This window comes from Pseudomonas sp. MTM4, assembly GCF_019355055.1.
In the GTDB taxonomy this organism is placed as follows: Bacteria; Pseudomonadota; Gammaproteobacteria; order Pseudomonadales; family Pseudomonadaceae; genus Stutzerimonas.
In genome coordinates, this window is sequence record NZ_CP048411.1 from 1,020,254 (window position 1) to 1,045,009 (window position 24,756).

Here is a 24,756-nt window from a genome sequence, read left to right on the forward strand (position 1 = left end):
GACGCAGCCAACACGGACTCCGCGCAGACGTCCCATACGCGACCCGAACTCAACGCGTCAGCCCTGTTCACATAAATAGATAGCCAAGACGGAGAAGCAGAATGAAAAGATCTTTATTGACCTTGGTCAGTCTGGCGTTCGCGCTCCCTGCCCTCGGGCAAGAACCCTTGGTAACCACACGCTTGAACGGCATGGACCTCGAACTGGAAGAACTTGGTGTGCCGGAAGCGTCCTCGAGCAAGGTCGATCTGAAGGGCGTCCCGGCCATCAAGGTGACCAATCGCAGCCAGGAAATAGCCTCGTGCCAGTTTCACGCCTTGCCTGAAGAAACCGTGATGACGGCGACCCCGGCGGTTTCGATCAGCCCTAACGAGCAAGCGGTCATGCGCGTGCCGGGCAAATATTCCGCTGGTGGACCAATCGCCTTGCTGGTGTGCAAGCCCGAAGGCGCTTCGCTTCGTTGACCCTGCTCGCGCAGCCGAAACCACAAATCCGCGACACCGGGTGAATCGAATGGCGGCGACTGGAACCAATACGAGTTCAACAGCTTCCGCGATGAAGGTTGGCTCGACGTCTGACGTCGCTGCGTAGCGCTTTATCGGCGATGTAGCCGCCCCCTCGATGGGGGCGGTTCTATTTTGGGGCTCTTGATCCCCCTCGCCCTCTACGTACACCCGCTGCTGTTCTCCGTATCGATGGAACATCACGCGCCCCACACGCTCCCACCTTGAACTGCCCTGACGATCCATTGGAGACCGCGATGACCCAGCAATCGCAACACAACCGCAGCATTCGCCTCGCCTCACGCCCTAACGGCGCACCCACGCCGGACAACTTCAGCTTGGAAACCAGCCCGGTGCCGAGCCCCGAAGACGGTCAGCTGTTGTTGCGCACCGTCTATCTCTCGCTAGACCCTTACATGCGCGGCCGAATGAGCGCCGGGCCGTCCTACGCACCACCGATGGAAGTGGGCGATGTCATGGTCGGTGGTACGGTCTGCCGGGTCGTCGAGTCCCGTCACCCTGATTATCAGGAAGATGACTGGGTGCTCAGCGGCAACGGCTGGCAGGACTATGCCCTGTCGGGCGGCGAAGGGTTGCTCAAGCTCGGTCGCGAAATGCAGCACCCCTCCCATGCCTTGGGCGTGCTCGGCATGCCGGGCTTTACCGCTTACATGGGGCTGCTCGACATCGGCCAGCCGAAACCCGGAGAAACGCTGGTGGTGGCGGCCGCCACCGGGCCAGTCGGCGCCACGGTTGGCCAGATCGGCAAGCTGAGGGGTTGTCGTGTGGTGGGCATTGCCGGCGGTCCCGAAAAATGCCGTCATGCCGTGCAGACGCTCGGTTTCGACGCGTGCGTCGACCATCGCGCCGACGATTTCGCCCAGCAATTGGCCGAGCGATGCTCTGACGGCATCGACATTTATTTCGAGAACGTGGGTGGCAAGGTATTCGATGCGGTGCTACCGCTGCTCAACACCAGCGCGCGAGTGCCGGTGTGTGGCGTAGTCGCGCAGTACAACAGCACCGACCTGCCGGACGGGCCGGACCGTCTGCCGTTGCTACTCGATACCATCCTGAAAAAGCGTATGCGCATGCAGGGTTTCATCATCTTCAACGACTATGGCCATCGCTATGACGAGTTCGCCCGAGACATGAGCGCCTGGTATGCCGAGGGCAAGATCAAGTACCGCGAGCAGATTGTGCAAGGGCTGGAAAACGCACCCGAGGCATTCATCGGGCTGCTTGAAGGCAAGAACTTCGGCAAGCTGGTGGTGCAGGTGGGCGATGCCTGAGTAGCCTGCCGCTGCCGCGGCGCTTTATTTTGGTGGGCTAAAGCCCACCCTACGCGTTAGACATTGCCAACTGGCATTGCTGCCGCGGCGCTTTCCCTGGTGAGCTAAAAGTCCGCCCTGCCTCGGTGAGCGCCGGACAGTTGTTGTTGAGCGCTGCGTGGTCTTCAGGAAAGCCCTCGCCTACGCCTCAAACCAAATCAGCCCTGGCTCAGCCCAGCCGACACATCGCAACGGCGAGCATCTCTCGCCTGCTGCTGGTGCGGCGGACGGACGCCAGGAATCGGATTAGCCAGGCGGATCTTCAGAAACTCGGTGACGTCCGCCGCCAGTGCGCGCCCGCCGCCGCCCGGGAAGTTGTTGTCGTTGGTCACCAGCAGAGTACGCGAATCCAGTGGCAACACGCTTTCAATGGTCACGTAGGGAAAGGTGAATGTCCGTTGCCCGTCGCCGTTCAGGTCATCGGGATCGGCCAGTTGCATGAGGTCGACGACTTCGGTCTTGCGCACTTCCCCGCCACTGGCGACACCGCGGGTTTCGATCAGGTAGATTTTCTTGAACGGAGCGCCGTTGGTGGCGGTTGCGTTGTTGCGCTCGATGATCAGGAATCGCGTCTCATCGATCGCAGTCATGTCACCGATGGCGTGTTCGGGTTCCTGCAGGCGGTAGAAGAACACCTTACCGGTGTAGCGCTCCTGATCGATGTCGAACTCGTTGATACGCAAGGTACCGGCCGCATCACCGCTGACGGCCTTTTCCAGCAGCGCGTACAGCCGGTCCCCGCGAGGGTTGATCGCCATGCCTTCGAAACCGCCGGACCCGCCCAGGTTGGCGGTTGCTCGCCCCGCAACCACATCGGCATGCTGCGGCGCGTAGACACCGGGCAGTGAGATAGCGCTGCGAGTGACGGTGCCCGACGCATCGGTCTTGATCAGGTATGGCCCGAACTCGTCGCCAAACCACATCGCGCAATTCTTGTCTCGGCGCACCGATTCGATGTCCAGGTCAGCGCCCGTCAGCAGGCGGCCGAAATCGATTGCACTATCGACGCGTGGCTTGGAACCGTCGTTGTAATAAAAGCGGTAATCGGCCTGGATCGGCAGCTCAAGCTTCTGGTTGATGTCGTTAAGCGTGAGGCGCGACGTGTGGGTGAAGCGAGCCAGTGGCGCACCGCTGAGATAGTCGCTCGCACTGACTTTGCCGCTGCCGCCGTTGGCGGTACGGAAATCGGGCCGCACGCTGTAGAGCCGCAACAGCGTGTCGGCGGAGTTCGTCTGCCCACCGAAGCCGTTGTCGGTCATGAATATGAAGCTGTTTTCATCCGCACCCGGCAGCACTGCGGAAAAGCCCTGCACCGGCTGGCGATTCTCATACGGTGGCGCAAAGGTGCCGTAAGGGTTGGCGCTGGCCATCTGACCCGATGTCGGACCGTCGGAAAAGGTGTCGGCGGGCATCATCGCCCAGCCTACCAAGGTGTTGTTGGCGGCCATCGCAGGGGCGGAGATCGCAGCGGCAAGCGCCACGACCAGCGGCTTCGGGATTCGCATGAGTCAGTGTCTCCATCCGGTCGGAGCCAGCGCCGCGCGACATGCACGACGCTCTGGCATCGGAGAACAACCTTAGGAAGCGACTGTGTCAGGAATATGGCTAAAACTGACGCAGCGTCGGCAAGCTGACGCTAGACCACTCAGTTGCACGATGCAACTCGGTCTCAAGCTGGCGTCTCAGGCCACCTCATGTCCACGTGCCGCCTGAGCGAGATAGAACCAGGCCTGAGTATCCAGCCGCAGCTCGGCGCCCTCCAGGGCTTCCTCGATTCGATCCCAACGCAGGCTGCCGAGGATGGGCACTGGCTTGCCGGGCAGCTTGCGCAACCAGGCCAGCGCGACCTGATTGGCAGTAGCGCCCGATGCCGCGCCGACCTCTTCAAGCGCCTGTTGTAGCGCCGGGCTGAAACGGCCACCTGCCAACGGTGACCATGCCAGCACATGCAGGCCCTCACTTTCCATGGCATGCAGGCGCCCGTCCCATACGGTCTCCTGGGCTTGCAGCGACAACTCGATCTGGTTGCAGCGCAGGGGCAGTTCGCGCGCCAGCGTTTGGCAGTGCAGCAACTCGGCATTGGATACGCCGAGCCAACCAACCTTGCCGCTGCCGACCAGGTCGTTCAGCGCCCGGGCAACCTCATCGACCTGCAGCAAAGGGTCCGGCCGATGCAGCAGGAAGCCGTCCAGGCGCTCGACACCCAAGCGCTTCAGGGTACCCTCGACCGCCTCGGTGAGATACGCAGCCTGGGTGTTGTAATGCTTGACGCCCCAGCGCGACCTGTCCTGCGCTGCCGGCACGATGTCGGCCTTGCCAATCAACTGAATCTGCTGGCGCAACGCCGGGCGTAATTTCAAAGCGGCACCAAAATGCGCCTCGCATTCGCCGCCGCCATAAATGTCAGCGTGATCGAAAGCGCTCACGCCACGTTCGACGCAGCGCTCGAGAAAGCTCAGCAATGCTTTCGGCTGCGCCAGGTCGGGGTATTGCATCAGACGCATCATGCCCAGCAACAGGGGTTGTTCGACGACCTTGTTCAAGTGATCTCCACGATTGACCGGATATTGGACATGTAACAGCGGTTAGGCTGCAGTGCTTTAAGGTGGGTACTGACCGAACCCGCAGCGCAAGGTTCGAATCCGCTCCAGGTTAGCTCGGCCGAAATGACAACGCTCTGCGTATCGCCCCAAAAAAGGGAACGTGGAGCGAGCACCGCACCCTTGTGGGTCAGCGCCGCGCTTTGGCAAGCGGAACCTGACGTGTCTGCCGTTAGCGCTATCGGCGGGCTGAAGCCCACCCTACATGAGCCTTCCAGTGCCGTAGGGTGGGCTTCAGCCCACCAACACTTTGGCAGCGGCTCTCTCCGCCCTGACATCTCACCCGTCGCTGGCACGCAACCTGCTATGCCACATGCAAAGCCTGCCGACCGATTCGGCAGAGCCTCCCGCCGGTCAACGATGACCATCAGCCGCGAAAGGCACGGGACGGGTGCTACGGGCAACGACGCTCGATTCATCACCCCCACAACTCTTGAATTACCAGGCAAAGGCGCCTGGAGCTGCCGACAGCTCCAGGCGCCTTTTTTGTTTTTGTACGACGGCGCCGCAACGCGGCATCGACGGAGGAACCGGTCATGAACGCAATCGTCACCCCGATCAAGAGTGAAACGCTGGTCATCATCGGCAACGGCATGGTGGGTCATCACTGCGTCGAGCAACTGATCGAGCGCGGCGCGCTGGGCCAGTACCAGCTGCACGTGTACGGCGAGGAGCGCCAGCGCGCCTATGATCGTGTTCATCTGTCCGAATACTTTGGCGACCGGGATGCCGACTCCCTCGCCATGTGCGAAGCCGACTATTACGCCGCTCACGGCGTGCATATTCACCTCGGTGTACAAGTGCTGGAGATCGACCGAGAGCGCAAGGAAGTGGTCACCAGCGAAGGCCGCAAGGCGTACGACAAGCTGATCCTGGCGACCGGTTCCTACCCCTTCGTGCCGCCGATTCCAGGTGCCGAAGGCAACTCGCGCCTGGTCTACCGCACCCTTGATGACCTCGATGCCATTCGCGCCGCCGCCAGCAACGCCAAACGCGGCGTAGTCGTCGGTGGCGGACTGCTCGGTCTGGAAGCGGCCAATGCGCTGAAATCGCTCGGGCTCGAAGCCCATGTGGTGGAGTTCGCCCCGCGCCTGATGCCGGTACAGCTGGACGAAGAAGGCGGCGCTGCACTCAAGGCCCGCATCGAAGCGCTGGGCGTAGGCGTGCATCTTTCGCGTGCCACGCAGGAGATCGTCATCGGCGAGGAGTACGCCTACCGGATGAACTTCAACGATGGCGAATTCCTTGAGACCGACCTCATCGTGTTCTCCGCCGGTATCCGCCCGCAGGATGCGCTTGGCCGTAGCGCCGGTCTGGAAATAGCCCCGCGTGGCGGCGTAGTGATCGACGCCGACTACCGCACCAGCGACCCTTCGATCTTCGCCGTCGGCGAATGCGCTTCCTGGAACGGCATGGTCTTCGGCCTGGTTGCGCCGGGCTACACCATGGCGCGCAACGTCGCCGCGCTTCTCACCGGCGAGCCGCACCAGCCTTTCAGCGGTGCGGACATGTCGACCAAGCTCAAGCTGCTCGGCGTCGACGTCGGCTCCATCGGCGATGCGCATGCCGCGACGCCGGGCGCCAAGAGCTACCGTTTTATCGACGAAGCCAACGCCAGCTACCGCCGCCTGGTGCTGTCTGAAGATGGCAAGCGCGTCATTGGCGCTGTGCTAATCGGCGACAACAGCTACTACGACACCCTGCTGCAATACGCGCAGAACGGCATCAAACTGCCGGCCGATCCGTCCAGCCTGATCCTGCCGCTCTCTGACGGCGCGCCGACCCTGGGCGCCGATGCCCTGCCCGACACGGCGACCATCTGCTCCTGCCACAACGTCAGCAAGGGCGCGGTGTGCTGCCAGGTTGACGCCGGCATCACCGACCTCGGCGAGTTGAAGGCCGCCACCAAGGCCGGCACCGGCTGCGGCGGTTGCAGTGCGCTGCTCAAGCAAGTCTTCGAGCACGAGCTGATGGCCCGCGGTGTCGAGGTCGACAAGAGCCTCTGCGAACACTTCGCCCACACTCGCCAGGAGCTGTACGGCATCGTCCGCGTCGAGGGCATCATCAGTTTCGACGAGCTGCTGACCAGGCATGGCCGCGGCCATACCGGCTGCGACATCTGCAAGCCGGCGGTGGGTTCTATCCTCGCCTCCTGCTGGAACAAGCCGATCACCGATCCAGGCCTGATTCCGCTGCAGGACACCAACGACACCTTCATGGCGAACATGCAGAAGAACGGCACCTACTCGGTGGTGCCGCGCATCGCCGGCGGTGAAATCACTCCGGACAAACTGATCGCCCTGGGTGCCGTGGCCAAGAAATACGATCTCTACACCAAGATCACCGGTGGCCAGCGCATCGACCTGTTCGGCGCTCAGTTGCACGAGCTGCCGGATATCTGGGGCGAGCTGATCGAAGCGGGCTTCGAGACGGGCCACGCCTACGGTAAATCCCTGCGTACGGTGAAATCCTGCGTCGGCAGCACCTGGTGCCGCTACGGCGTGCAGGACAGCGTCGGCATGGCGCTGCGTCTGGAGGACCGCTACAAGGGCCTGCGTTCGCCGCACAAAATCAAGTTCGGCGTCTCCGGCTGCACCCGCGAATGCGCCGAGGCGCAGAGCAAGGACATCGGCGTGATCGCCACCGAGAACGGCTGGAACCTGTACGTAGCCGGCAACGGCGGCATGCGTCCGCGCCACGCCGAGCTGTTCGCCACCGATCTGGATGACGAGACCCTGGTGCGCTACATCGACCGCTTCCTGATGTTCTACATCCGCACCGCGGACAAGCTGCAGCGCACCTCGGTCTGGCGCGAGTCGCTCGAAGGCGGCCTCGACTATCTCAAGGACGTCATCATCGACGACAGCCTGAATCTCGCCGCCGAGCTCGAGGCGCAGATGCAGCTGGTGGTTGACCGCTACGAATGCGAATGGGCCAACGCCATCAATGACCCGGAAAAGCTCAAGCGCTTCCGCACGTTCGTCAACGACCAGCGCGGCGACCCGGATATTCATTTCGTCAAGGAACGCGGCCAGCGCCGTCCGGTGCACGCGTCCGAACTCCACCTGATTCCCGTAACCGAGGAGGTGCTCTGATGAGCCAGCCCAACGCCGTACGCATGCAATCGATTGAATCCGCAAGCTGGCGGGCACTATGCAGCCGCCGCGATCTGGTCGCCAATTCAGGCGTGGTCGCCTGGATCGATGGCGAGCAGGTGGCGCTGTTCCACCTGCCCGACACCGAGACCGGCGAGCAGGTGTACGCCATCGCCAATAAGGACCCGAAATCCGGCGCCAACGTCATCGGCCGCGGCATCCTCGGCCAGCTCAAGGGCGACCTGGTGATCGCATCCCCGCTGTACAAACAGCATTTCCGCCTGGCCGACGGCAGCTGTCTGGAATATCCAGAACAGCACCTGCAGGTTTGGCCGGTGCGCCTGAACGGCGATGCGGTGGAAATCGCCGCCGCCTGACCGCGGCCCGACACAACCAGTAGCGATACGCCAACGGCAGGCCAAGACCTGCTTTGCCAACACAACCAGAGAATCAGAAATGTCCTATCTCGTTCCTTCGGAATTCGTTACCAAGATGGTCGACTCCGGCGAGTCGAAGATTTTCATGTCCACGCGGGACACCTTGATCCGAGCATTTATGGCCGGTGCGATCCTGGCGCTGGCCGCCGTGTTCGCCGTGACCGTCACCGTCCAGACCGGCTCACCGCTGCTGGGCGCGGTAATGTTTCCTGTCGGCTTCATCATGCTTTACCTGATGGGCTTCGACCTGCTGACCGGCGTCTTCGTGTTAGCACCGCTGGCCCTGCTCGACAAACGCCCAGGCGTCACCGTCAACGGCGTGCTGCGTAACTGGGGCCTGGTATTCGTCGGCAACTTCGCTGGGGCGCTGACCGTGGCGTTCATGATGGCCTTCGTCTTCACCACCGGCTTTTCAAGCGATCCAGGCGTGATCGGCGAAAAAATCTCTCACATTGGGGAAGCACGGACCCTGGGCTATGCAGAGTTCGGCGCGGCCGGCTGGGCGACGATCTTCCTGCGCGGCATGTTGTGCAACTGGATGGTGTCGATGGGCGTGGTGGGCGCGATGATTTCCACCACCGTGGGTGGCAAGGCCATCGCGATGTGGATGCCGGTGATGCTTTTCTTCTACATGGGCTTCGAGCATTCGGTGGTGAACATGTTCCTCTTCCCGTCGGCGATGATCATGGGCGGCGACTTCTCGATCATGGATTACATGATCTGGAATGAAATCCCCACCGCGCTGGGTAATCTGGTGGGCGGTTTGGCGTTCACTGGCCTGACGCTCTACACCACCCATGTAAAGACCGCGCCGAAGCGCGCGCTGCGCTGAGCAACCCTGCGAACCCCAACACGTCCGAGGTTCGCAGCATTTCATGGGCAGTCGACTCAAGGTCTCGGTGGGCCAACACACCGACAAGGGACGCAAGGAAAGCAATCAGGATTTCCACGGCGTCTACATTCCCAAAGAACCCCAACTGAGCAGCAAGGGCATCGCCATCGCGCTCGCCGACGGCATCAGCAGCAGCGCCGTCAGTCATATCGCCAGCGAATCGGCGGTCACCGGCTTCTTTGCCGACTATTTCTGCACCTCCGACGCCTGGACGGTAAAGACCTCGGCGCAACGCGTACTGATGGCGACCAACTCCTGGCTGCATGCGCAAAGCCAGCAGAGCCAGTACCGTTACGACAAGGATCGCGGCTACGTCTGCACCTTCAGCGCGATGGTCATCAAGTCGACCACCGTACATCTCTTCCACGCCGGAGATTCACGCATCTATCGCGTCCAGGGCAAAGCGCTGGAGCAGCTGACCAACGATCATCGGATGTGGGTCACGGAAGACAAGAGCTACCTGAGCCGGGCGCTGGGCATTCATCCACAGCTGGATCTGGACTATCGCGCCGAACAGGTCGAGGTAGGCGATACCTTTATCCTGGCAACCGACGGCGTCTACGAATTCGTCAGCGCGTCGTCGATGCTTCAGGCCATCGCAGATAATCCGGACGATCTCGATGCAGCCGCGCGGGAAATCGTTGCCCAGGCATTGGAACAGGGCAGCGACGACAACCTCACGCTTCAAATACTGCGTATCGACGAGCTGCCGATCAGGGCGGCGGACGAACTCTACCTGCAACTCACTGAACTGCCCTTCCCGCCCATTCTCGAGGCACGGGCTGCGTTCGACGGCTACACCATCGTTCGCGAAGTGCACGCCAGCAGCCGCAGTCATGTTTACCTGGCGACCGACGACGACAACCAAACGCCGGTGATCATAAAGACGCCATCGATCGACCTGCAGCGGGACGTGCAATACCTCGAACGCTTTCTTACCGAAGAATGGGTCGCGCGGCGCATCGAGAGCGCCCACGTGGCCAAGCCATGCCTGCAGACCCGCAAGCGCAACTTTCTCTATAGCGTGACCGAGTTCGTCGAAGGCCAGACGCTGACCCAGTGGATGATCGACCACCCCAGGCCGGACCTGGAAACGGTTCGCGGTATCGTCGAGCAGATCGCCAAAGGGCTACGCGCGTTTCACCGACTGGAGATGCTGCATCAGGACCTGCGGCCGGAGAACATCATGATCGACGCCACCGGCACGGTGAAAATCATCGACTTCGGCTCGACCCGTGTCGCCGGCATCGTGGAGATCGCTTCGCCCATCGAACGCGGCGATCTGCTCGGCACCGCTCAATACACCGCGCCGGAATACTTCCTCGGCGAAAGTGGCACTCCCCGCTCGGATATGTTTTCGCTGGCAGTCATTACTTATCAGATGCTCACCGGCAATTTGCCCTACGGCGCTGCGGTCGCCCGCTGTCGCACCCGCGCGGCGCAGAACAAGCTCAGCTACAGCCCGATTCGCGAGCATGACCGCGAGGTACCGGCGTGGATCGATGATGTACTGCGCAAGGCAGTGCACCCTGACCCTTACAAGCGCTACGAGGACTTGTCCGAGTTCGTGTTCGAGTTGCGCCAGCCCAACCAGGCCTTTCTCAACAAAGCCAGGCCGCCGCTGATGGAGCGCAACCCGGTGCTGTTCTGGAAAAGCGTTTCGCTAGTGCTGGCCATTACGGTGGTCGTGCTGATGGTGCGTTGAGGTCTGCAAACTTTCGGCCCGTTGCGATGCCTCACTCGGAGCGCTGCGGCGCGTAGACGTTGAGCTGAGGATCGGTGACGCCGTCTTTCGACGGGTCGAGAATCCAGCGCAATTGGGTGACCAACTCCTCGCAGTTTTCGCCGCGCTGCAACCAATCCTGAAAAGCGATCCGCGCGCCCGACAGCGCCGCCTCCGTAACGTGCTCGGCCTCGGTCGTAGGGACGCCGGGTTGCCAATTGTCGAACACGGCCTTGAGGGCTTGCTGCGCTTCTTCGGCCCCCAACTCCCCGTCCGACCAGCGCGATGTGATGTCCTGAGCCTGTTGCAAGGCGGTTACCGAGGGGTTAGACGATTCCATTTTTCAGGCTCCTCCAGCGAATTTTGTCTAGCTTGGAGTCCGGCTGCGTCGATGAATTCGTCTCCGCCTATCAGACCGCAGCGCCGCTGGTAGGGTATTTGACGGCGATTCCAGGCCATCAAACCTCTAAGGACGACTGCCGCTCGGCTCCTGGCCGGAACGTCCGCGCACGATGGGCTGCCAGATGATGAACAGTGCTGGATTTGCGCCTGGCTGCTTGTCCGTTCCGCTCACTAATGGCGGCGAGGCCCGATCCCGTCCCGGCGGCACACGATAAATCCCCTTACGCATTGGAACCTGCCCCATGCACCTGATCCAACTACTGCTCCCGCTTTACGACAATGACGGGCAAGCCTTGCCTAAATCACTGTTCGCCGAGGTGCGCGACGAACTCATGCAGCAGTTCGGCGGCCTGACCGCTCACACCCGCGCGCCAGTCAACGGGTTGTGGCTTGAGGATGACAACGCGGCCGTGCGCGACGACCTGATCATTTACGAAGTGCTGACGCCCGAACTCAATCGCTCCTGGTGGAGCGACTACCGAACTTCGCTGGAAACCCGCTTCCGTCAGGAGCAGGTGTTGATCCAGGCGCATCCGGTCGAGCGGCTATAACGGTGTTCAGCCTCCTTCCCGCCGCTTGGTTAAAGCCAGAGCCGAACGTCATGCCGGGTCGCGCCAAGCACTGCATGAAATGATGAAAATTTAATGAACCCTCAAGGCGTCCCGCTGTCAGTCCAGTCTGCAGCCCTACAGGGGGACACGTGCCCAACCCCTGGGATAAGACATTCTCCCAATCGGCACATCCGTACGTCTGCTGTTCGCCCATCCCGGCATGCTGGTCAACTCGCCAGCGCCGGGTCGTTTGTTTTCGGCCCGTTCACCGGGGCCTTCATTTTTCAACGCGAAGACCGCCAATGTCCTTATCTCGCCATCGTCTCGCTCTTCTATCCCGTTTCACCTGGTTGACCACTCAGAGCCGCGTCGTTCGTGTCGGTGTGTTCGGCACCCTGCTGGCCGTCGTCGCACCGGCCCAAGCCCAGCAAGCGACCAACGATCGCTGGGTCAGCGATACCTTGAGTACCTACGTACGCAGCGGCCCAACCGACGGCTATCGCATCGTCGGTAGTCTTACGTCAGGGCAGAAAGTCGAGTTGCTCGATACCCAGGGCGACTACAGCCAGGTTCGCGGCGAGAACGGCGATCGCGTCTGGATCCGCAGCAGTGATCTGCAAGAAATTCCCGGCCAGGCCGAGCGTCTGCCGCAGCTCGAGCAGCAGGTCGCCGAACTCAGTGAAGAATTGAAGACAATCGACGACAACTGGAAGGCCCGCGTGCAAGGCATGCAAGAGACCCTGGACTCACGCAAGGCCTTGATCGATGAGCTGGAAGCGCGCCGCAGAGCGCTCGACGAAGCACTCACGGCTACCGAGTCGGACCTGCGCGACGCCCAGGCTCGGCTGGGTGACGAGAACAATCAGGTGCTGATGCGCTACATGGTTTACGGCGGCAGCATCGCCGGCGCGGGCTTGCTGGCCGGGTTGATCATTCCGGCCATGACGCGCGGGCGCAAGCGCAACGACCGTTGGTTCTAGCCCACCTAACCGGGTTCGGATATCCGCTTCGTGACGCCTGCCACGGACGATGACCAACCCGGCCCTGCCTGCATCATGCGCTCGAGAATTTGCGCGGCGGGCATTGGCCTATCGAGCAGAAAGCCCTGGAGCGTTTCACAACCGAGTTCGGTGAGGAACGCGCGCTGTTCGGCCGTTTCCACGCCCTCCGCGACAATTTCCAGGCCCAGCGCTTTACCCAATGCAATGATCGCCGAGACGATCACTGAGTCTTCGTTACCGACGCTCATCTCCTTGACGAACGCACGGTCGATTTTCAGCTCGCTAGCTGGAAGTCGCTTCAGATAAAGCAGACTCGAATATCCCGTACCGAAGTCATCGATGGAGGCTTTCACGCCGAAATCGGTGAGGCTCCTCAAGGTTTCGATGGTCGCTTCCGCGTTTCGCATGGCTACGGTTTCAGTGATTTCGAGGGTCAGATTCGCAGCGGGGATGCAATGGCGGTCGATCGCCTCGGCCACCATCTCGAGCAGGCCCGGTTGCTCGAACTGCACAGCTGAAAGGTTGACGGCGATACTCCAATGGCTGAACCCCTGAAGATGCCATTCGCGCAATTGGCGGCACGCCTCGGCCAGCACCCATTTTCCAATGGGTATGATCAAGCCGGTTTTCTCGGCCATCGGCAGAAAGACGTCGGGCGCGAGCAAGCCACGCGTCGGGTGCTGCCAACGCAGCAATGCCTCGAAGCCTTGCACATCCCCGGTCGGCACTTCGAATTTCGGCTGGTAAAGCAGGCGCAGCTCATTCCGCTCTTCAGCCATGCGCAGATCGTGCAGCAGTTGCAATTGCTCAGCCGCGTTCGCGTTCATCGAGGCTTCAAAGAAGCTGTAGCCGTTCCGGCCGGCACTCTTGGTGTGATACATGGCGGCATCGGCATGCAGCAGCAGGTCGCGCTCGGTTTCGCCATCGCTGGGGTACACCGCAATGCCGACGCTGAGCGACACCCGCAGCTGGTAACGGGACAGCGCGAAGGGCTCATCGATGCACTGCACCAGCTTGTCGGCCAGCGTTGCGGCGTCATCAGGTCCGGTGATGGCGGCCAGCAGCACGAACTCATCCCCACCCAGCCGCGCCAGCGTGTCCTGGGCGCGAATGCACGCGCGCAGCCGCTCGGTAACGCTCATCAGCAGTTCATCGCCGATATGGTGACCGAAGGCGTCGTTCACGGCCTTGAAGCCATCCAGGTCCATGAACATCACGGCGAAGGTGGACGACTCCCGCTGGGCGACCTTGAGCGCCTGGCTTAGCCGATCTTCGAGCAACAGACGGTTGGGTAATCTGGTCAGGTTGTCATGCAGGGCAAGCTGGATCAGCTCACTGTTGGCCTTTTCCAGCGAACTGGCCAACATCGAGGTACGGCTTTGCATGCGCCCGTCCAGTATCGAGACGATCAGCGCGATTGCCAGGACCGCCAGCGTCAGCATGATCACCAACAGAGCCAGCCAGTTGGTATCCAGACCGGTATTGGACGCGCCGCAGAAGCTCCCGTCCGGAAAGCTCGCCGCAGCCATGCCGGTGTAATGCATGCCGGCGATCGCGAGCCCCATGATCACTGCGGCGATGCCCCGCCATAACCGTACGCGAAAAACGTTTGCGCGCAGGCGAAATGCGAGCCAGAGAGCAGCGGCCGAGGCCAGGATGGCGACGGCCACCGAAGCGCTCAACCATCCCATGTCATACACGATGCCCGGCTGCATTCGCAGCGCCGCCATGCCGCTGTAGTGCATGACCGCGATACCGCAGCCGATCAGAACCGCGCCGTGCGCGAGCCGCAGCCAGGGCAGCGTCTGCTGGCACACCAGCCAGAGCGCCAAGGCAGACGCCGCGATTGCGATGACCAGCGAGGCCGTGGTGATCAAGGGGTCGTAGCCAAGCGGAATCGGCAAACTGAAGGCCAGCATGCCGACAAAGTGCATCGACCAGATGCCCAGCCCCATGGAAAACGAGCCACCGATCCACCATAGGCGCGCCGCACGACCTTCAGCGGTCGCAACGCGCCCCGCCATGTCGAGCGCGGTGTAGGACGCAAGCACAGCGACGAGGAACGAGAAGAACACCAGGATTTCGTTATAGCTACCAACCAGCATGGTTTGGGTTCCTGCGAAGGGCTGCGTTGCACTGGCCTCACCGACATGCCAGTTCATCGCTCGCTGAGACGTTTTCTGAAGAGCGGGCAACACATATCCGCCGAACGGGTAGCGCCGGTCAGACCAATGCACGCCGTGCTGCTGTGGGTCGTTATGCCAATCGACATCGCTGGCAAGTTGATAGGCCTCGGTACAACCCTCAAGTCCATATTTGCGTTTTGCGCAGCCACACCCAGCCTTCCAGTCAGAATCAGGGGTGTAAAATCCTTGACCCAGTGCACAACTTGAGGCGAAATGCGGGCTATTCGGCGTTTCGAAGGGTCCGGCAAACAGGATCGCTGCGGTTCAAACGCTGAGGCAACACTCCTCGCGTCAGCCGGAACGTCAGCAATTCATTCGAATCATATCCGCATGCGCAGCCGTCCCCAGCATGCGTCTACTCAGGAAGCAGCGCCAATGGCTCTATTGCAACAACGCACGTTCAACGTCATCGCCAGCAATCAGTCAGAGCTGCTCACCAAATGGTCTGCCGAGCTGGAATCCAGTGGCCTGTACCGCACTATCAAAACCGAAGATTTTCGCCAGCAAACGGAAGAATTCATCCGCCTGTTGATCGCTGGGGCCAGCAGAACCGAGTCGGGTGACGTCAAGGCAGCCAGCTGGGACGAGATGCGTCAGTACCTGGAAAAACTGTCCCATAGCCGGGTGCAGCTGGGTTTCGATTCACAGCAGACCGCAGGCTTCATTTTTTCGCTCAAACGCCCGCTGATGCCATTGTTGCAGAGCGAATACGCCGACGAGCCGGCGCTGCTGGCCGAGCAGCTCTGGGCATTGTCCGAACTGATCGACGACCTCGGTCTGTATACCGTGCGCACTTACCAGAAGTCCCGCGAGGCGGTGATCAAGCGCCAGCAGGAAGAACTGCTGGAACTCTCAACGCCGGTCGTCAAACTATGGGATGGCGTACTGGCGTTGCCCATGATCGGCACGCTGGATTCGCAGCGGACTCAGGTCGTGATGGAGTCGTTGCTGCAGCGCATCGTCGACACCGGATCGGAAATCGCCATCATCGACATCACTGGCGTGCCTACCGTCGATACCCTGGTGGCGCAACATCTGCTCAAGACCGTCACGGCCATCCGCCTGATGGGCGCTGACTGCATCATCAGCGGCGTGCGCCCGCAGATCGCTCAGACCATCGTTCACCTCGGCCTCGATCTACAGGGCATCGTCACCAAGGCATCCCTCGCCGACGCACTGGCATTGGCCTTGCGCCGCTCCGGCCTGACTGTAACCAAGGCGGTGTGATGGAACGCATCCCTATACTGCGAATGGGTGACTTCCTGCTCGTCACCATTCAGGTCGACATGCACGACCAGCTGGCCATGACCCTGCAGGACGACCTTGCCGAACGCATCAGCGCGACTTCGGCCCGTGCCGTATTGATCGATATTTCCGCATTGGACATGGTCGACTCGTTCATCGGCCGCATGATCAGCTCGATTTCCGGCCTCTCAAGCATCATGGACGCCGAGACCGTCGTGGTCGGCATGCAGCCGGCCGTCGCCATCACGCTGGTCGAACTGGGCCTGACCCTGCAGGGCGTCAGTACGGCGCTGGATGTCGAAAAAGGCATGCAACTGCTGCACAGACGGATGGCCGATAAATGACCGTGCGCGCCAGTGGCAGCCTGCCGGTACGCATCGAACAGGATGTGGTACTGGCGCGTCAGGCGGTCCGCCGGATCGCACAGGATTGCGGCATGCGCCTGATCGATCAGACCAAGCTGGTAACCGCAGTCAGCGAGCTGGCCCGTAACACCGTTGTCTACGGCGGCGGTGGCGATATGGACTGGGAGATCATCGAGCAAAGCGCCCGTACCGGTATTCGCCTGACGTTCCGTGACGAAGGCCCCGGAATACCCGACATCAAGCTGGCCATGACCGATGGCTGGACGTCCGGCGGTGGGCTCGGTCTTGGATTGACCGGTGCGAAACGGCTGGTGGATGAGTTCGAACTCGACAGTACTCCAGGCATCGGTACCCGAATCAGTATCGTCCGATGGGCATGAATCTCCCCGGCTCGCTGACGCAGGTGCTACCCATCGACGACAGCAGCCAGGTGGGCCATGCCCGCCGCGTTGCGCAGCGCCTGGCCACGGACCTGGGTTTCGATGAAACCGATGCTGGACGTGTCGCGCTGGCAACTACCGAGCTCGCCACCAACCTGCTCAAGCATGCCGGCCAGGGCGCCCTTCACCTGCGCTCGATCACGGCAGAAAACGGAAGTGGTGTCGAGATCGTTGCGGTGGATCGAGGGCCAGGCTTCTCACTCAACGAGTGCCTGGCCGATGGCTTTTCCACTGGCGGCACGCAAGGTACAGGGCTGGGCGCGCTGATGCGCCAAGCGCAGGTTTTCGACGCCTACTCGGATCACAAAGGATCGGTCGTACTCGTACAGCTATTCCGACGCGGCGTCGCAGCGCTGCCTGTGCGCTTTGGTGTCAGCCAACATTCATTAAATAACGATCCCGCATGCGGTGACGTCTGGCATGTGGCTATCGACGGACAGCGAATCAGCGCGTTGGTGATCGACGGCATCGGCCACGGCGAAGAGGCGGAGCATGCCGGCAAATGTGGTGCCAGCGTATTTGCCGCTGAGCCTTTCGCCGAGCCGGAAATCAGCATTGCCGATATGCATCAGGCAATGAACGGAACCCGCGGCGGCGCCGCAGCCGTCGCGCTGTTCGACCCCCGCCTCGGGGTATTGCGCTTCGCCGGGATTGGCAACATTGGCGCCAGCCTGCTCAACGCGGAAAAAAGTCGGGGCTTGGCCTCGCATCCTGGAATAGTCGGTTCGCAGTTTCGCAAAGCGCGCGCATTCGACTATCCCGTCGAGGGGGCTCAACTGCTGATCATGTATAGCGATGGCCTGCAATCTCGCTGGAATCTGCGCGACTATCCGGGGCTGGCACACCGCCACCCGGCCATCATTGCCACGGTACTACACCGTGATTATTGTCGCGGACGCGACGATGCGACCGTTCTGGTAATCGCTCTGGAGGCAACGCGTGACTGATTCGAACGGCGGTAACGATACCGACCTCAGCCAGCTGGAACGGCTGCGCAGCGAGAACGAGTCGCTACGCGCCGAGCTCGACGAAACCAATCAGGGCGTTCTTGCTTTGTATGCCGAACTCGACATTCAAGCCGAGCAGCTACGTCAGGCCTCCGATCTCAAAAGCCGCTTTCTGTCCTACATGAGCCACGAGTTTCGCACTCCGCTGGGTTCGATTCGCAGCATCACGCGCTTGCTCAGCGACGAGCTGGACGGGCCGCTGAGCAGCGAGCAGCACAAGCAAGTCCTGTTCATCAGCGGTGCGGCCTCCGAGCTGAGCGACATGGTGGACGATCTACTCGATCTGGCGAAGATCGAGGCAGGTCGAATCAGCATTTCGCCGGCGTGGTTCGACATGCTCGATCTGTTCGCCGCGTTGCGCGGCATGTTTCGCCCCATCGTCGACGCCGAGACGGTGGATCTGATCTTCGAAGAACCACAGGACATCCCGCGGCTGTATACCGATGACAAGAAGCTGGCGCAGATTCTGCGAAATTTCATTTCCAACGCATTGAAGTTCACGCAGCGCGGAGAAGTGCGCATTTCAGCACGCCGCGAAGGCGAGCACGAAGTCTGTTTCGCCGTCACCGACAGCGGTATCGGCATACCGCACGACCTGCACGGCAACCTGTTCGAAGATTTCGTGCAGATCGACACGCCTCTGCAGAAGCGTCTGCGCGGCACCGGTCTGGGACTGTCGCTGTGCAAGCGGTTCGCCGAACTGCTCGGTGGGCGAGTCGGAGTGGAAAGCACACCGGGTGTCGGCTCCACCTTCTTCGTCATCATTCCACTATCTATTACCACGGAGCCGGTTGATGGAGCGTAAGTGCAAACTGTTGGTAGTCGATGACAACGCCGCGACGCGCTACGCGATACGTCGGGTGATGGAGCGGCACGGCTATGACGTGTTCGAAGCCGGAACCGGCGACGAAGGCCTGACACTCATCGCCGAGCAAGCAATCGATGCGCTGATTCTCGACGTGAACCTGCCCGATATGAGCGGTTTCGATATCGTCCGGCAGTTGCGTGCCGACGAGCGCACCCAGTTGCTGCCCGTGGTTCACGTATCTGCCGCGTCGATCCAGACCGGAGACATCATCACCGGGCTCGATGCCGGTGCGGATGCCTACCTCATTCATCCGGTCGACCCGGACGTGTTGCTCGCCACGCTGCGCACGCTATTGCGCGTCCGTGACACCGAGCATGCGCTGCGTGAAAGCGAAGCGCGCTTTCGTGAAATCTTTACCAGCGTGGCCGCACCGATTGTCGTGATCGATGCGCAGCTGCAGATCCATGAATGCAACCCGGCATTCGAACTGCTGCTGGGGGATCGTGACGGTGCTTCGGCATTGCTCGCCCGCCTTGCCGATAACCAGGAAGACAAGCTGCAGCAGCTTCGTCAAAGCTTGGCCAGCGGTGCTCGCTGGCAGGGCACGCTGAACATGCACGTTGCCGGTCAGCTGCGTGAAACCAAATGGCAGGTTTCGCCCTATCGCGCCGTTGACCTTGGCCTCGTGTTCGTCGAGGACGTCACCGAGCAACGCCAACGCGAACGCTCGCAACTGCAACAGATCGACAGCGTGAACAGCGAACTCGCACGCGAGGTGGCCGAACGTGTGCGCACCGAAGCGCAGCTGATGCAAGCACAGAAGATGGACGCTCTGGGCAAGCTGACCGGAGGCATCGCACATGACTTCAACAACTTGCTGACCGGCATCATCACCGGCATCGAGTTGCTCAAACAGCGATTTCAGGAAGGCCGCAGCGACGCGGTATTGCGCTTCGCCGACACCGCCTTGAGCTCCGCACGCAGCGCCGCCTCGATGACCAATCGGCTATTGGCTTTTGCCCGCCAACAACCGCTGGACGCCCGCCCCGCCAATATCAACGATCAGATTCGCTCCCTCGAAGAGCTGCTGCAGCGCACCATCGGCGAGCGCATCGAGCTGAAGCTAGACCTCTGCGAGGAAGGAGCGATCGCACAGGTGGATGCCAATCAGCTGGAAAGCGCTGTGCTGAATCTGGTCATCAACGCACGGGACGCATTGCCTGACGGCGGCCATATCGTCATCCGTACGGCATCCATGCGATCCACAGGCAATACCGAACTTGCCGATGGTAATTACGTCGCGCTGAGCGTGAAGGACGATGGCGCCGGGATCCCCGCAAAGGTCATCGGCAAGGTATTCGACCCCTTCTTCACGACCAAGCCGCTCGGCCAGGGCACCGGCCTGGGCCTGTCTTCGATATATGGCTTCGCCCGTCAGTCAGGTGGCGAGGCGCGGATCGACAGTGTCGTTGGCCAGGGCACCGAAGTGACGCTGGTATTGCCCGCAGCTACTGACATCGGCCACACCGCCGCCCCCATCGGCGACACGCCAAAGGGCAACAGCGAGCATGTGCTGATCGTCGAAGACATGCCGGCGGTGCGCATGCTGGTACTCGAGATGCTCAGCGAAGCGGGCTATCGGTGCAGCGAGGCGGGAGATGTCGCGACGGCATTATCGGTGCTGCAGGACGATCCAAGCGTCGACCTGCTGCTGACGGATGTGGGCCTTCCACAGCTCTCGGGGCGCGAGCTAGCCGATGTCGCGCGGACCCATCGTCCCGCCCTGCCAGTGCTGTTCATGACCGGTTATGCGGAAAATGCGGTGCGTCGCGACCGCTTTCTGGCCGAAGGTATGGATATGGTGGTCAAGCCGTTTCAAATCAGCGAGCTACTTGCCAAGGTGCGTCGAGTGCTCGATACGGCCTCGGCGAATCGGCTCAATCGTAACTAGACCGACACAAACCAGACACGACTCGCTCGGTCGCTCAACCCGCCTTTTCGTCCGGTTTGTCGGTCGCGATCAGATCGAAACCCCAATCGCCGTACAGGTACCAATCGTCCCCCATCATTTCCGCCGGGTGCTGGGTACGACCGGCACCGTTGCCGCAGGCGAGCGAGTCGGCCGGACAATAGCGATCGCAGCCCCAACAGATGCGTTCGGGGTGTGGAGGATTCATCGGGAATTTCTTGGCCATGTTCGGGCCTCTGTGCGCTAGCTGAGCGCTCAGGCTACTCGGCCATTCCCCGCGCGGACTTGATTATGATCAACAACGCCCCGCTGAGGCTCAAACCAGTACCTCGCTGATCTGCAGAATGTGGGTGATCGCGCCGGCACGCGTATCCCACACGTAGCGAAAATGCGGGCCTTGCACCGGCAGCGAGACCGTTTGCGGGCGAAATGCAGCCACGCACTCATGCCCGTCCAACCGCACGCTTCGGTAAAGCAGGCCCCAGGCCTTGCCGTCACGGTGTTCGCGGGCGAATGCCTGGCTGTTGCCATAGGCGGCCGGATCGGGCTGATGCAACTCAGGCATGTCGCGTATGTCGATCACCGGCTTGACGATCTTGTTCACGTACGCGCGCATGGTGATTTCCACATTCGCCTCACGCGTGGCTGCCAGGAAACGTTCCAGATGGAACTTGGTTTCGGCGATAGCCGCATCGATGGAACTGGCGCAGTAATAGACACCGTAACTGCCATCGCTGAACCGACTGGCATTGCCGATATGGGTAAAGGCTGCCATCACCGGCGTCGAGCCGGGCCCGCTGACTCGGTCACCGGGCGCCACGCGCTGCAATAGCCCCGCCTCTTCGCGCAAACGGTCGTTGGTCATGGCTTCAAGCGCAAAAGCGATCTCCAGATCCTCCGGGGTGAGCGTGTCTTCGAACACCGTCAACGGCGGAAACGAGCTATTGATGATGCGATACGCCCGCCGCCAGGCCGGCAGAACCTCCTGCCATGCCATCAGCCGCGAACCCCGTCGAGATAACGACGTACGTCCGCCAGATCGACCACTTGCCCACCGAGCATGTAATCGAGCGCGCTCATGCCATTGAACGGCGCGGCGTCATTGGGTTTGTGCACCCATTCGTACGCGCGCTCCGCCTGATTGCTGAAGATGATCCGTAGCGCCTTGTGGATGCCCATCAGATAGGAAATCCGCTCCAGCGTATCGCGCGGTAAACGAACTTCGGGAAGCTTCTTGTACTTGAAATAGGTGGTATTGCCCACTGAACCGAGCAGAACACGCTGTTGCTCGGCGCTGCACTCCCACAGTTGCATGAGGTTGAAGAAGAACGTCAGCGCAACTCGCCCCGCATCGGGTGAATGGATGTCCGGCTTGCTGATTGCCTGTTCGGTTTTCATCGTTACTTCTGCCTGGTTATCGCATAGCCAACAGATTACTACGCATATGTATTATTTCAACTATTAAATACATATATGTATAACTGACCATAAAACTGGCTTGCTTTGATCACGATAGAGCGCAACTCAGAACAATCCGAGCTGGTCGTCAATCAGCGCTGAGAAGCTGTCACCCACGAACGGCAGGATCGCATCGGCAATCGGCAGCAGCTGGCGGGTCACGTAATGGTCGTAGTCGATCGGCGCGCGCCGCACTTCGAGCGGCTCCGGCCCGGCCACGGTGATCAGGTACTGGATCCAGCCGCCGTTCTGGTATTGCCGCTGGCGGCCCTGCTGCAGGTTGTAGTCATCGGCGATCCGCGCAGCCCGCACGTGTGGCGGTACGTTGCGATCGTAATCATCCAGCCGTCTGCGCAATCGCTTGCGGAAGATCAGCAACTCGTCCAGCTCTCCAGCAAGCGTGCGTTGGACATAGTCGCGCACGTAGTCCTGGTACGGCTCGCGGTTGAAGATGCGCCGGTACAGCTCCTGCTGGAATTGCTGGGCCAGCGGCGACCAGTCGGTGCGTACCGTTTCCAGTCCTTTGAAGACCAGCCCATCGCTGCCATCGGGGCGCGTGACCAGCCCGGCGTAGCGCTTCTTGCTGCCCTCCTCCGCACCGCGAATGGTGGGCATCAGGAAGCGCTTGAAGTGGCTCTCGTACTGCAATTCCAGGGCGCTTTGCAGGCCGTACTCTTGTTGCAGATGGTCACGCCACCAGGCGTTGATCCGCTGCACCAGGCGCTTGCCAATGCGTGCCGCGTCCTCGTCGTCGTGGGCGCGCTTGAGCCAGACGAAGGTGGAGTCGGTATCGCCGTAGATCACGCTGTAGCCCTCGGCCTCGATCAGCTCGCGGGTGCGGCGCATGATCTCGTGCCCGCGCAAGGTGATGGACGAAGCCAGGCGTGGATCGAAGAAGCGGCAACCACTGGAACCGAGCACGCCGTAGAAGGCGTTCATGATGATCTTCAGCGCTTGCGACAGCGGCTTGTTGCCCTCGCGCTTGGCCGCTTCGCGCCCTTCCCAGATACGCTCGACGATGGCCGGCAGGCAATGCCGCGTTCGAGAAAAACGCGCCCCGCGAAAGCCCGGCACCGAATCGTCACCCTCGTGCCGCATGCCTTCGACCAGTCCCACCGGGTCGATGAGAAAAGTGCGAATGATCGACGGGTAAAGGCTCTTGTAATCCAACACCAGCACCGATTCGTACAGGCCCGGTTGCGAATTCATCACGAAACCGCCGGGGCTGGCTTCGGGCGGGCGCTCGCCGAGATTGGGCGCGACGAAGCCCTGGCGGTGCATCAGCGGAATGTAGAGATGTTCGAACGCGGCCACAGAGCCACCGCTGCGATCAGCCGGCAGACCGGTGACCGTGGCGCGTTCGAGCAGGAAGGCCAGCACTTCGGTCTCGTGGAAGATTCGCGTGACCAGCTCGCAGTCCTTGAGGTTGTAGCGCGCAAGCGCCGGCTTGTCCTCGGCGAACATGCGGTTGATTTCATCCATGCGCTGGTATGGCGTGTCGATCGCCTTGCCTTCGCCGAGCAGCGTCTGCGCGACGTTTTCCAGGCTGAACGAGGGGAAGCTCCAGGTTGCCGAGCGCAGCGCCTCGATGCCGTCGATGATCAACCGCCCCGCCGCCGCCGCGAAGAAATGATTGTTGCGGCTGCCATGCTCGCGCCAAGCCATCTCTTCGCCGCCACGCCCCAGCCGCAGCGGCACCTGATAACGCTGAGCCTGTTCGCGCAGCACCCGCAGATCGAACTGCACCAGGTTCCAGCCGATGATCGCATCCGGATCATGCAACGCCATCCAGTCGTTCAGCCGCTCGATCAGTTGCTTGCGGCTGTCGCAGTATTCCAGCTGGAAATCCACCGTACTGGCGTCACCGTTGGCCGGCCCGAGCATATAGACCTGACGCTGCCCGCAGCCTTCCACCGCAATGGAATACAGCTCGCCACGCATGGTGGTTTCGATGTCCAGCGAGACCAGCCTCAGCTGCGGCCGGTAGTCCGGTGCGGGCTTGAGCTGCGCATCGACCAGCATGCCCTCGGCGTCCAGCTGGCCGACGAAGCTGACCGGCGCGGTGATGAAGCGCTCCATCAGATAGCGCTCCGGCGGGCGGATATCACCTTCGTAGACGTCGAGGCCCGCTGCGCGCAGGCGCTTGTCGAGATTCATCAGCTGCCGATGCTGCTTGCAATAGAACCCGAGCACCGGACGATGACGGAAATCGGTCAGATTCAACGGCCGCAGCTCGACGTCGCGTTCGCCCTTGAGCAGCAGTTCGACCTTGCGCTGTTGCGCCGCCGGAATGAACGCAACCGAAGGCTGATACGGCACGCGGAGCCGACGCGGCCCCGTATCGGTCGCCAGCCAGAACTCCACCTCGGTCCCGGCCGCCGTGTCGCGCCAGTGCCGGGTCAGGACGAAGCCCTGCTGTGAATCCACCGTTTGCCATCCCCATTTATCTCGTAAGCGCTCATTCTACGTGGCATTGCCTGGACAGGCGCGAGGAACGGCAGCCGAGAAAGTCATACGATGACAGGGGTAGGCATTCGGTAAGCAGGGCTGCTAGAAACCGCTATTTAGTGCGTCTCTACTTTGACAACCTTAAAAAGGTAACAATACTCATCCAAGTTGTACGATGACTCAAGCCAAACAATAACAATGGATCCACCATGTCCCCTTCGTTAATGCCGAAACCGGAAACGCTCCTGTCTCAGTTTCTCTACGCACACAGCCCACCTCGTCTGAACCGCTAGCA

Annotated in this window: 22 protein-coding genes; 14 read left to right on the top strand and 8 right to left on the bottom strand. The window is 61.3% G+C overall.

Going from position 1 to position 24,756, the window contains the following annotated elements:
* Positions 1 to 101 precede the first annotated feature (101 nt).
* Together GYM54_RS04540 and GYM54_RS04545 are read left to right on the top strand one after the other, a co-directional pair.
* On the top strand, positions 102 to 464 hold the full coding sequence (locus tag GYM54_RS04540) for a hypothetical protein (protein WP_131651617.1): 363 nt from the start codon (positions 102 to 104) through the stop codon (positions 462 to 464).
* A gap of 296 nt (positions 465 to 760) precedes the next feature.
* Complete coding sequence (locus tag GYM54_RS04545) at positions 761 to 1,795, top strand: NADP-dependent oxidoreductase (RefSeq protein ID WP_181104275.1); 1,035 nt, start codon at positions 761 to 763, stop codon at positions 1,793 to 1,795.
* Between the two features lie 197 nt (positions 1,796 to 1,992).
* Here GYM54_RS04545 and GYM54_RS04550 read toward each other — a convergent pair whose 3' ends face one another.
* Positions 1,993 to 3,339 (bottom strand): esterase-like activity of phytase family protein, encoded by a 1,347-nt coding sequence (locus GYM54_RS04550; protein ID WP_197445163.1) that lies wholly within the window; start codon positions 3,337 to 3,339, stop codon positions 1,993 to 1,995.
* A gap of 177 nt (positions 3,340 to 3,516) precedes the next feature.
* Positions 3,517 to 4,341, bottom strand: a complete 825-nt coding sequence (locus tag GYM54_RS04555) for an aldo/keto reductase family oxidoreductase (protein ID WP_197445203.1) — start codon at positions 4,339 to 4,341, stop codon at positions 3,517 to 3,519.
* Between the two features lie 629 nt (positions 4,342 to 4,970).
* Between GYM54_RS04555 and nirB the strand changes: the two genes are divergently transcribed.
* From nirB to GYM54_RS04575, 4 genes are all read left to right on the top strand, one after another.
* A complete protein-coding gene (nirB, locus tag GYM54_RS04560) occupies positions 4,971 to 7,529 on the top strand; it encodes a nitrite reductase large subunit NirB (protein ID WP_197445164.1) in 2,559 nt (852 codons plus the stop codon).
* A complete protein-coding gene (gene nirD, locus GYM54_RS04565) occupies positions 7,529 to 7,906 on the top strand; it encodes a nitrite reductase small subunit NirD (RefSeq protein ID WP_197445165.1) in 378 nt (125 codons plus the stop codon). Before nirB ends, nirD begins: the two co-directional genes overlap by 1 nt.
* 79 nt (positions 7,907 to 7,985) lie before the next feature.
* Positions 7,986 to 8,798 carry a formate/nitrite transporter family protein gene (locus GYM54_RS04570; RefSeq protein ID WP_197445166.1) on the top strand — a complete coding sequence of 271 codons (813 nt, stop codon included), beginning with the start codon at positions 7,986 to 7,988 and terminating at the stop codon, positions 8,796 to 8,798.
* A 43-nt stretch (positions 8,799 to 8,841) separates the two neighbouring features.
* Positions 8,842 to 10,563, top strand: coding sequence for a bifunctional protein-serine/threonine kinase/phosphatase (locus GYM54_RS04575; RefSeq protein ID WP_197445167.1), 1,722 nt, complete (start codon positions 8,842 to 8,844; stop codon positions 10,561 to 10,563).
* A gap of 31 nt (positions 10,564 to 10,594) precedes the next feature.
* Here the strand turns inward: GYM54_RS04575 and GYM54_RS04580 are convergent, their stop codons facing one another.
* A complete protein-coding gene (locus tag GYM54_RS04580) occupies positions 10,595 to 10,921 on the bottom strand; it encodes a hypothetical protein (RefSeq protein WP_131651624.1) in 327 nt (108 codons plus the stop codon).
* 304 nt (positions 10,922 to 11,225) lie between these two features.
* Here GYM54_RS04580 and GYM54_RS04585 point away from each other — a divergent pair, with 304 nt between their 5' ends.
* A complete protein-coding gene (locus GYM54_RS04585) occupies positions 11,226 to 11,534 on the top strand; it encodes a hypothetical protein (protein ID WP_197445168.1) in 309 nt (102 codons plus the stop codon).
* 302 nt (positions 11,535 to 11,836) lie between these two features.
* Positions 11,837 to 12,514 carry a TIGR04211 family SH3 domain-containing protein gene (locus GYM54_RS04590; RefSeq protein ID WP_197445169.1) on the top strand — a complete coding sequence of 226 codons (678 nt, stop codon included), beginning with the start codon at positions 11,837 to 11,839 and terminating at the stop codon, positions 12,512 to 12,514.
* Positions 12,515 to 12,519: 5 nt separating this feature from the next.
* Here the strand turns inward: GYM54_RS04590 and GYM54_RS04595 are convergent, their stop codons facing one another.
* Positions 12,520 to 14,640, bottom strand: coding sequence for a bifunctional diguanylate cyclase/phosphodiesterase (locus GYM54_RS04595; protein ID WP_197445170.1), 2,121 nt, complete (start codon positions 14,638 to 14,640; stop codon positions 12,520 to 12,522).
* Between the two features lie 456 nt (positions 14,641 to 15,096).
* Here GYM54_RS04595 and GYM54_RS04600 point away from each other — a divergent pair, with 456 nt between their 5' ends.
* The 6 genes from GYM54_RS04600 to GYM54_RS04625 are packed head-to-tail and all read left to right on the top strand — an operon-like array spanning position 15,097 to position 20,537.
* Complete coding sequence (locus GYM54_RS04600; RefSeq protein WP_181104295.1) at positions 15,097 to 15,948, top strand: STAS domain-containing protein; 852 nt, start codon at positions 15,097 to 15,099, stop codon at positions 15,946 to 15,948.
* On the top strand, positions 15,948 to 16,310 hold the full coding sequence (locus GYM54_RS04605; protein WP_131651629.1) for an STAS domain-containing protein: 363 nt from the start codon (positions 15,948 to 15,950) through the stop codon (positions 16,308 to 16,310). The genes GYM54_RS04600 and GYM54_RS04605 overlap by 1 nt, the downstream gene beginning before the upstream one ends.
* On the top strand, positions 16,307 to 16,711 hold the full coding sequence (locus GYM54_RS04610; protein ID WP_181104298.1) for an anti-sigma regulatory factor: 405 nt from the start codon (positions 16,307 to 16,309) through the stop codon (positions 16,709 to 16,711). The genes GYM54_RS04605 and GYM54_RS04610 overlap by 4 nt, the downstream gene beginning before the upstream one ends.
* Positions 16,708 to 17,718 carry an ATP-binding protein gene (locus GYM54_RS04615; RefSeq protein WP_181104437.1) on the top strand — a complete coding sequence of 337 codons (1,011 nt, stop codon included), beginning with the start codon at positions 16,708 to 16,710 and terminating at the stop codon, positions 17,716 to 17,718. Before GYM54_RS04610 ends, GYM54_RS04615 begins: the two co-directional genes overlap by 4 nt.
* Before the next feature lie 34 nt (positions 17,719 to 17,752).
* Entirely contained in the window at positions 17,753 to 18,583 is an 831-nt protein-coding gene (locus GYM54_RS04620; RefSeq protein WP_219853161.1) for a sensor histidine kinase KdpD, read from the top strand.
* Entirely contained in the window at positions 18,573 to 20,537 is a 1,965-nt protein-coding gene (locus GYM54_RS04625) for a response regulator (RefSeq protein ID WP_197445171.1), read from the top strand. Before GYM54_RS04620 ends, GYM54_RS04625 begins: the two co-directional genes overlap by 11 nt.
* A gap of 34 nt (positions 20,538 to 20,571) precedes the next feature.
* On the opposite strand, the gene GYM54_RS04630 is transcribed toward GYM54_RS04625, so the two are convergent.
* The 4 genes from GYM54_RS04630 to GYM54_RS04645 form a co-directional block, all read right to left on the bottom strand.
* A complete protein-coding gene (locus GYM54_RS04630) occupies positions 20,572 to 20,781 on the bottom strand; it encodes a DUF3079 domain-containing protein (protein WP_131651633.1) in 210 nt (69 codons plus the stop codon).
* A 90-nt stretch (positions 20,782 to 20,871) separates the two neighbouring features.
* Positions 20,872 to 21,552 (bottom strand): RES family NAD+ phosphorylase, encoded by a 681-nt coding sequence (locus GYM54_RS04635; RefSeq protein ID WP_197445172.1) that lies wholly within the window; start codon positions 21,550 to 21,552, stop codon positions 20,872 to 20,874.
* Entirely contained in the window at positions 21,552 to 21,953 is a 402-nt protein-coding gene (locus tag GYM54_RS04640) for an MbcA/ParS/Xre antitoxin family protein (protein ID WP_197445173.1), read from the bottom strand. Before GYM54_RS04640 ends, GYM54_RS04635 begins: the two co-directional genes overlap by 1 nt.
* A 126-nt stretch (positions 21,954 to 22,079) precedes the next feature.
* Entirely contained in the window at positions 22,080 to 24,440 is a 2,361-nt protein-coding gene (locus GYM54_RS04645) for a DNA polymerase II (RefSeq protein WP_197445174.1), read from the bottom strand.
* Positions 24,441 to 24,756 lie beyond the last annotated feature (316 nt).

Excerpts from the sequence above, each read along its gene's own strand:
- GYM54_RS04550 (WP_197445163.1), bottom strand. The coding sequence starts at position 3,339 with ATGCGAATCCCGAAGCCGCTGGTCGTGGCGCTTGCCGCTGCGATCTCC.
- GYM54_RS04610 (WP_181104298.1), top strand. The coding sequence starts at position 16,307 with ATGACCGTGCGCGCCAGTGGCAGCCTGCCGGTACGCATCGAACAGGAT.
- nirD (WP_197445165.1), top strand. The coding sequence starts at position 7,529 with ATGAGCCAGCCCAACGCCGTACGCATGCAATCGATTGAATCCGCAAGC.
- GYM54_RS04615 (WP_181104437.1), top strand. The coding sequence starts at position 16,708 with ATGAATCTCCCCGGCTCGCTGACGCAGGTGCTACCCATCGACGACAGC.
- GYM54_RS04570 (WP_197445166.1), top strand. The coding sequence starts at position 7,986 with ATGTCCTATCTCGTTCCTTCGGAATTCGTTACCAAGATGGTCGACTCC.
- GYM54_RS04575 (WP_197445167.1), top strand. The coding sequence starts at position 8,842 with ATGGGCAGTCGACTCAAGGTCTCGGTGGGCCAACACACCGACAAGGGA.
- GYM54_RS04635 (WP_197445172.1), bottom strand. The coding sequence starts at position 21,552 with ATGGCATGGCAGGAGGTTCTGCCGGCCTGGCGGCGGGCGTATCGCATC.
- GYM54_RS04540 (WP_131651617.1), top strand. The coding sequence starts at position 102 with ATGAAAAGATCTTTATTGACCTTGGTCAGTCTGGCGTTCGCGCTCCCT.
- GYM54_RS04625 (WP_197445171.1), top strand. The coding sequence starts at position 18,573 with ATGGAGCGTAAGTGCAAACTGTTGGTAGTCGATGACAACGCCGCGACG.
- GYM54_RS04640 (WP_197445173.1), bottom strand. The coding sequence starts at position 21,953 with ATGAAAACCGAACAGGCAATCAGCAAGCCGGACATCCATTCACCCGAT.
- GYM54_RS04585 (WP_197445168.1), top strand. The coding sequence starts at position 11,226 with ATGCACCTGATCCAACTACTGCTCCCGCTTTACGACAATGACGGGCAA.
- GYM54_RS04580 (WP_131651624.1), bottom strand. The coding sequence starts at position 10,921 with ATGGAATCGTCTAACCCCTCGGTAACCGCCTTGCAACAGGCTCAGGAC.
- GYM54_RS04590 (WP_197445169.1), top strand. The coding sequence starts at position 11,837 with ATGTCCTTATCTCGCCATCGTCTCGCTCTTCTATCCCGTTTCACCTGG.
- GYM54_RS04545 (WP_181104275.1), top strand. The coding sequence starts at position 761 with ATGACCCAGCAATCGCAACACAACCGCAGCATTCGCCTCGCCTCACGC.
- GYM54_RS04595 (WP_197445170.1), bottom strand. The coding sequence starts at position 14,640 with ATGCTGGTTGGTAGCTATAACGAAATCCTGGTGTTCTTCTCGTTCCTC.
- GYM54_RS04630 (WP_131651633.1), bottom strand. The coding sequence starts at position 20,781 with ATGGCCAAGAAATTCCCGATGAATCCTCCACACCCCGAACGCATCTGT.
- GYM54_RS04605 (WP_131651629.1), top strand. The coding sequence starts at position 15,948 with ATGGAACGCATCCCTATACTGCGAATGGGTGACTTCCTGCTCGTCACC.
- GYM54_RS04600 (WP_181104295.1), top strand. The coding sequence starts at position 15,097 with ATGGCTCTATTGCAACAACGCACGTTCAACGTCATCGCCAGCAATCAG.
- nirB (WP_197445164.1), top strand. The coding sequence starts at position 4,971 with ATGAACGCAATCGTCACCCCGATCAAGAGTGAAACGCTGGTCATCATC.
- GYM54_RS04555 (WP_197445203.1), bottom strand. The coding sequence starts at position 4,341 with ATGATGCGTCTGATGCAATACCCCGACCTGGCGCAGCCGAAAGCATTG.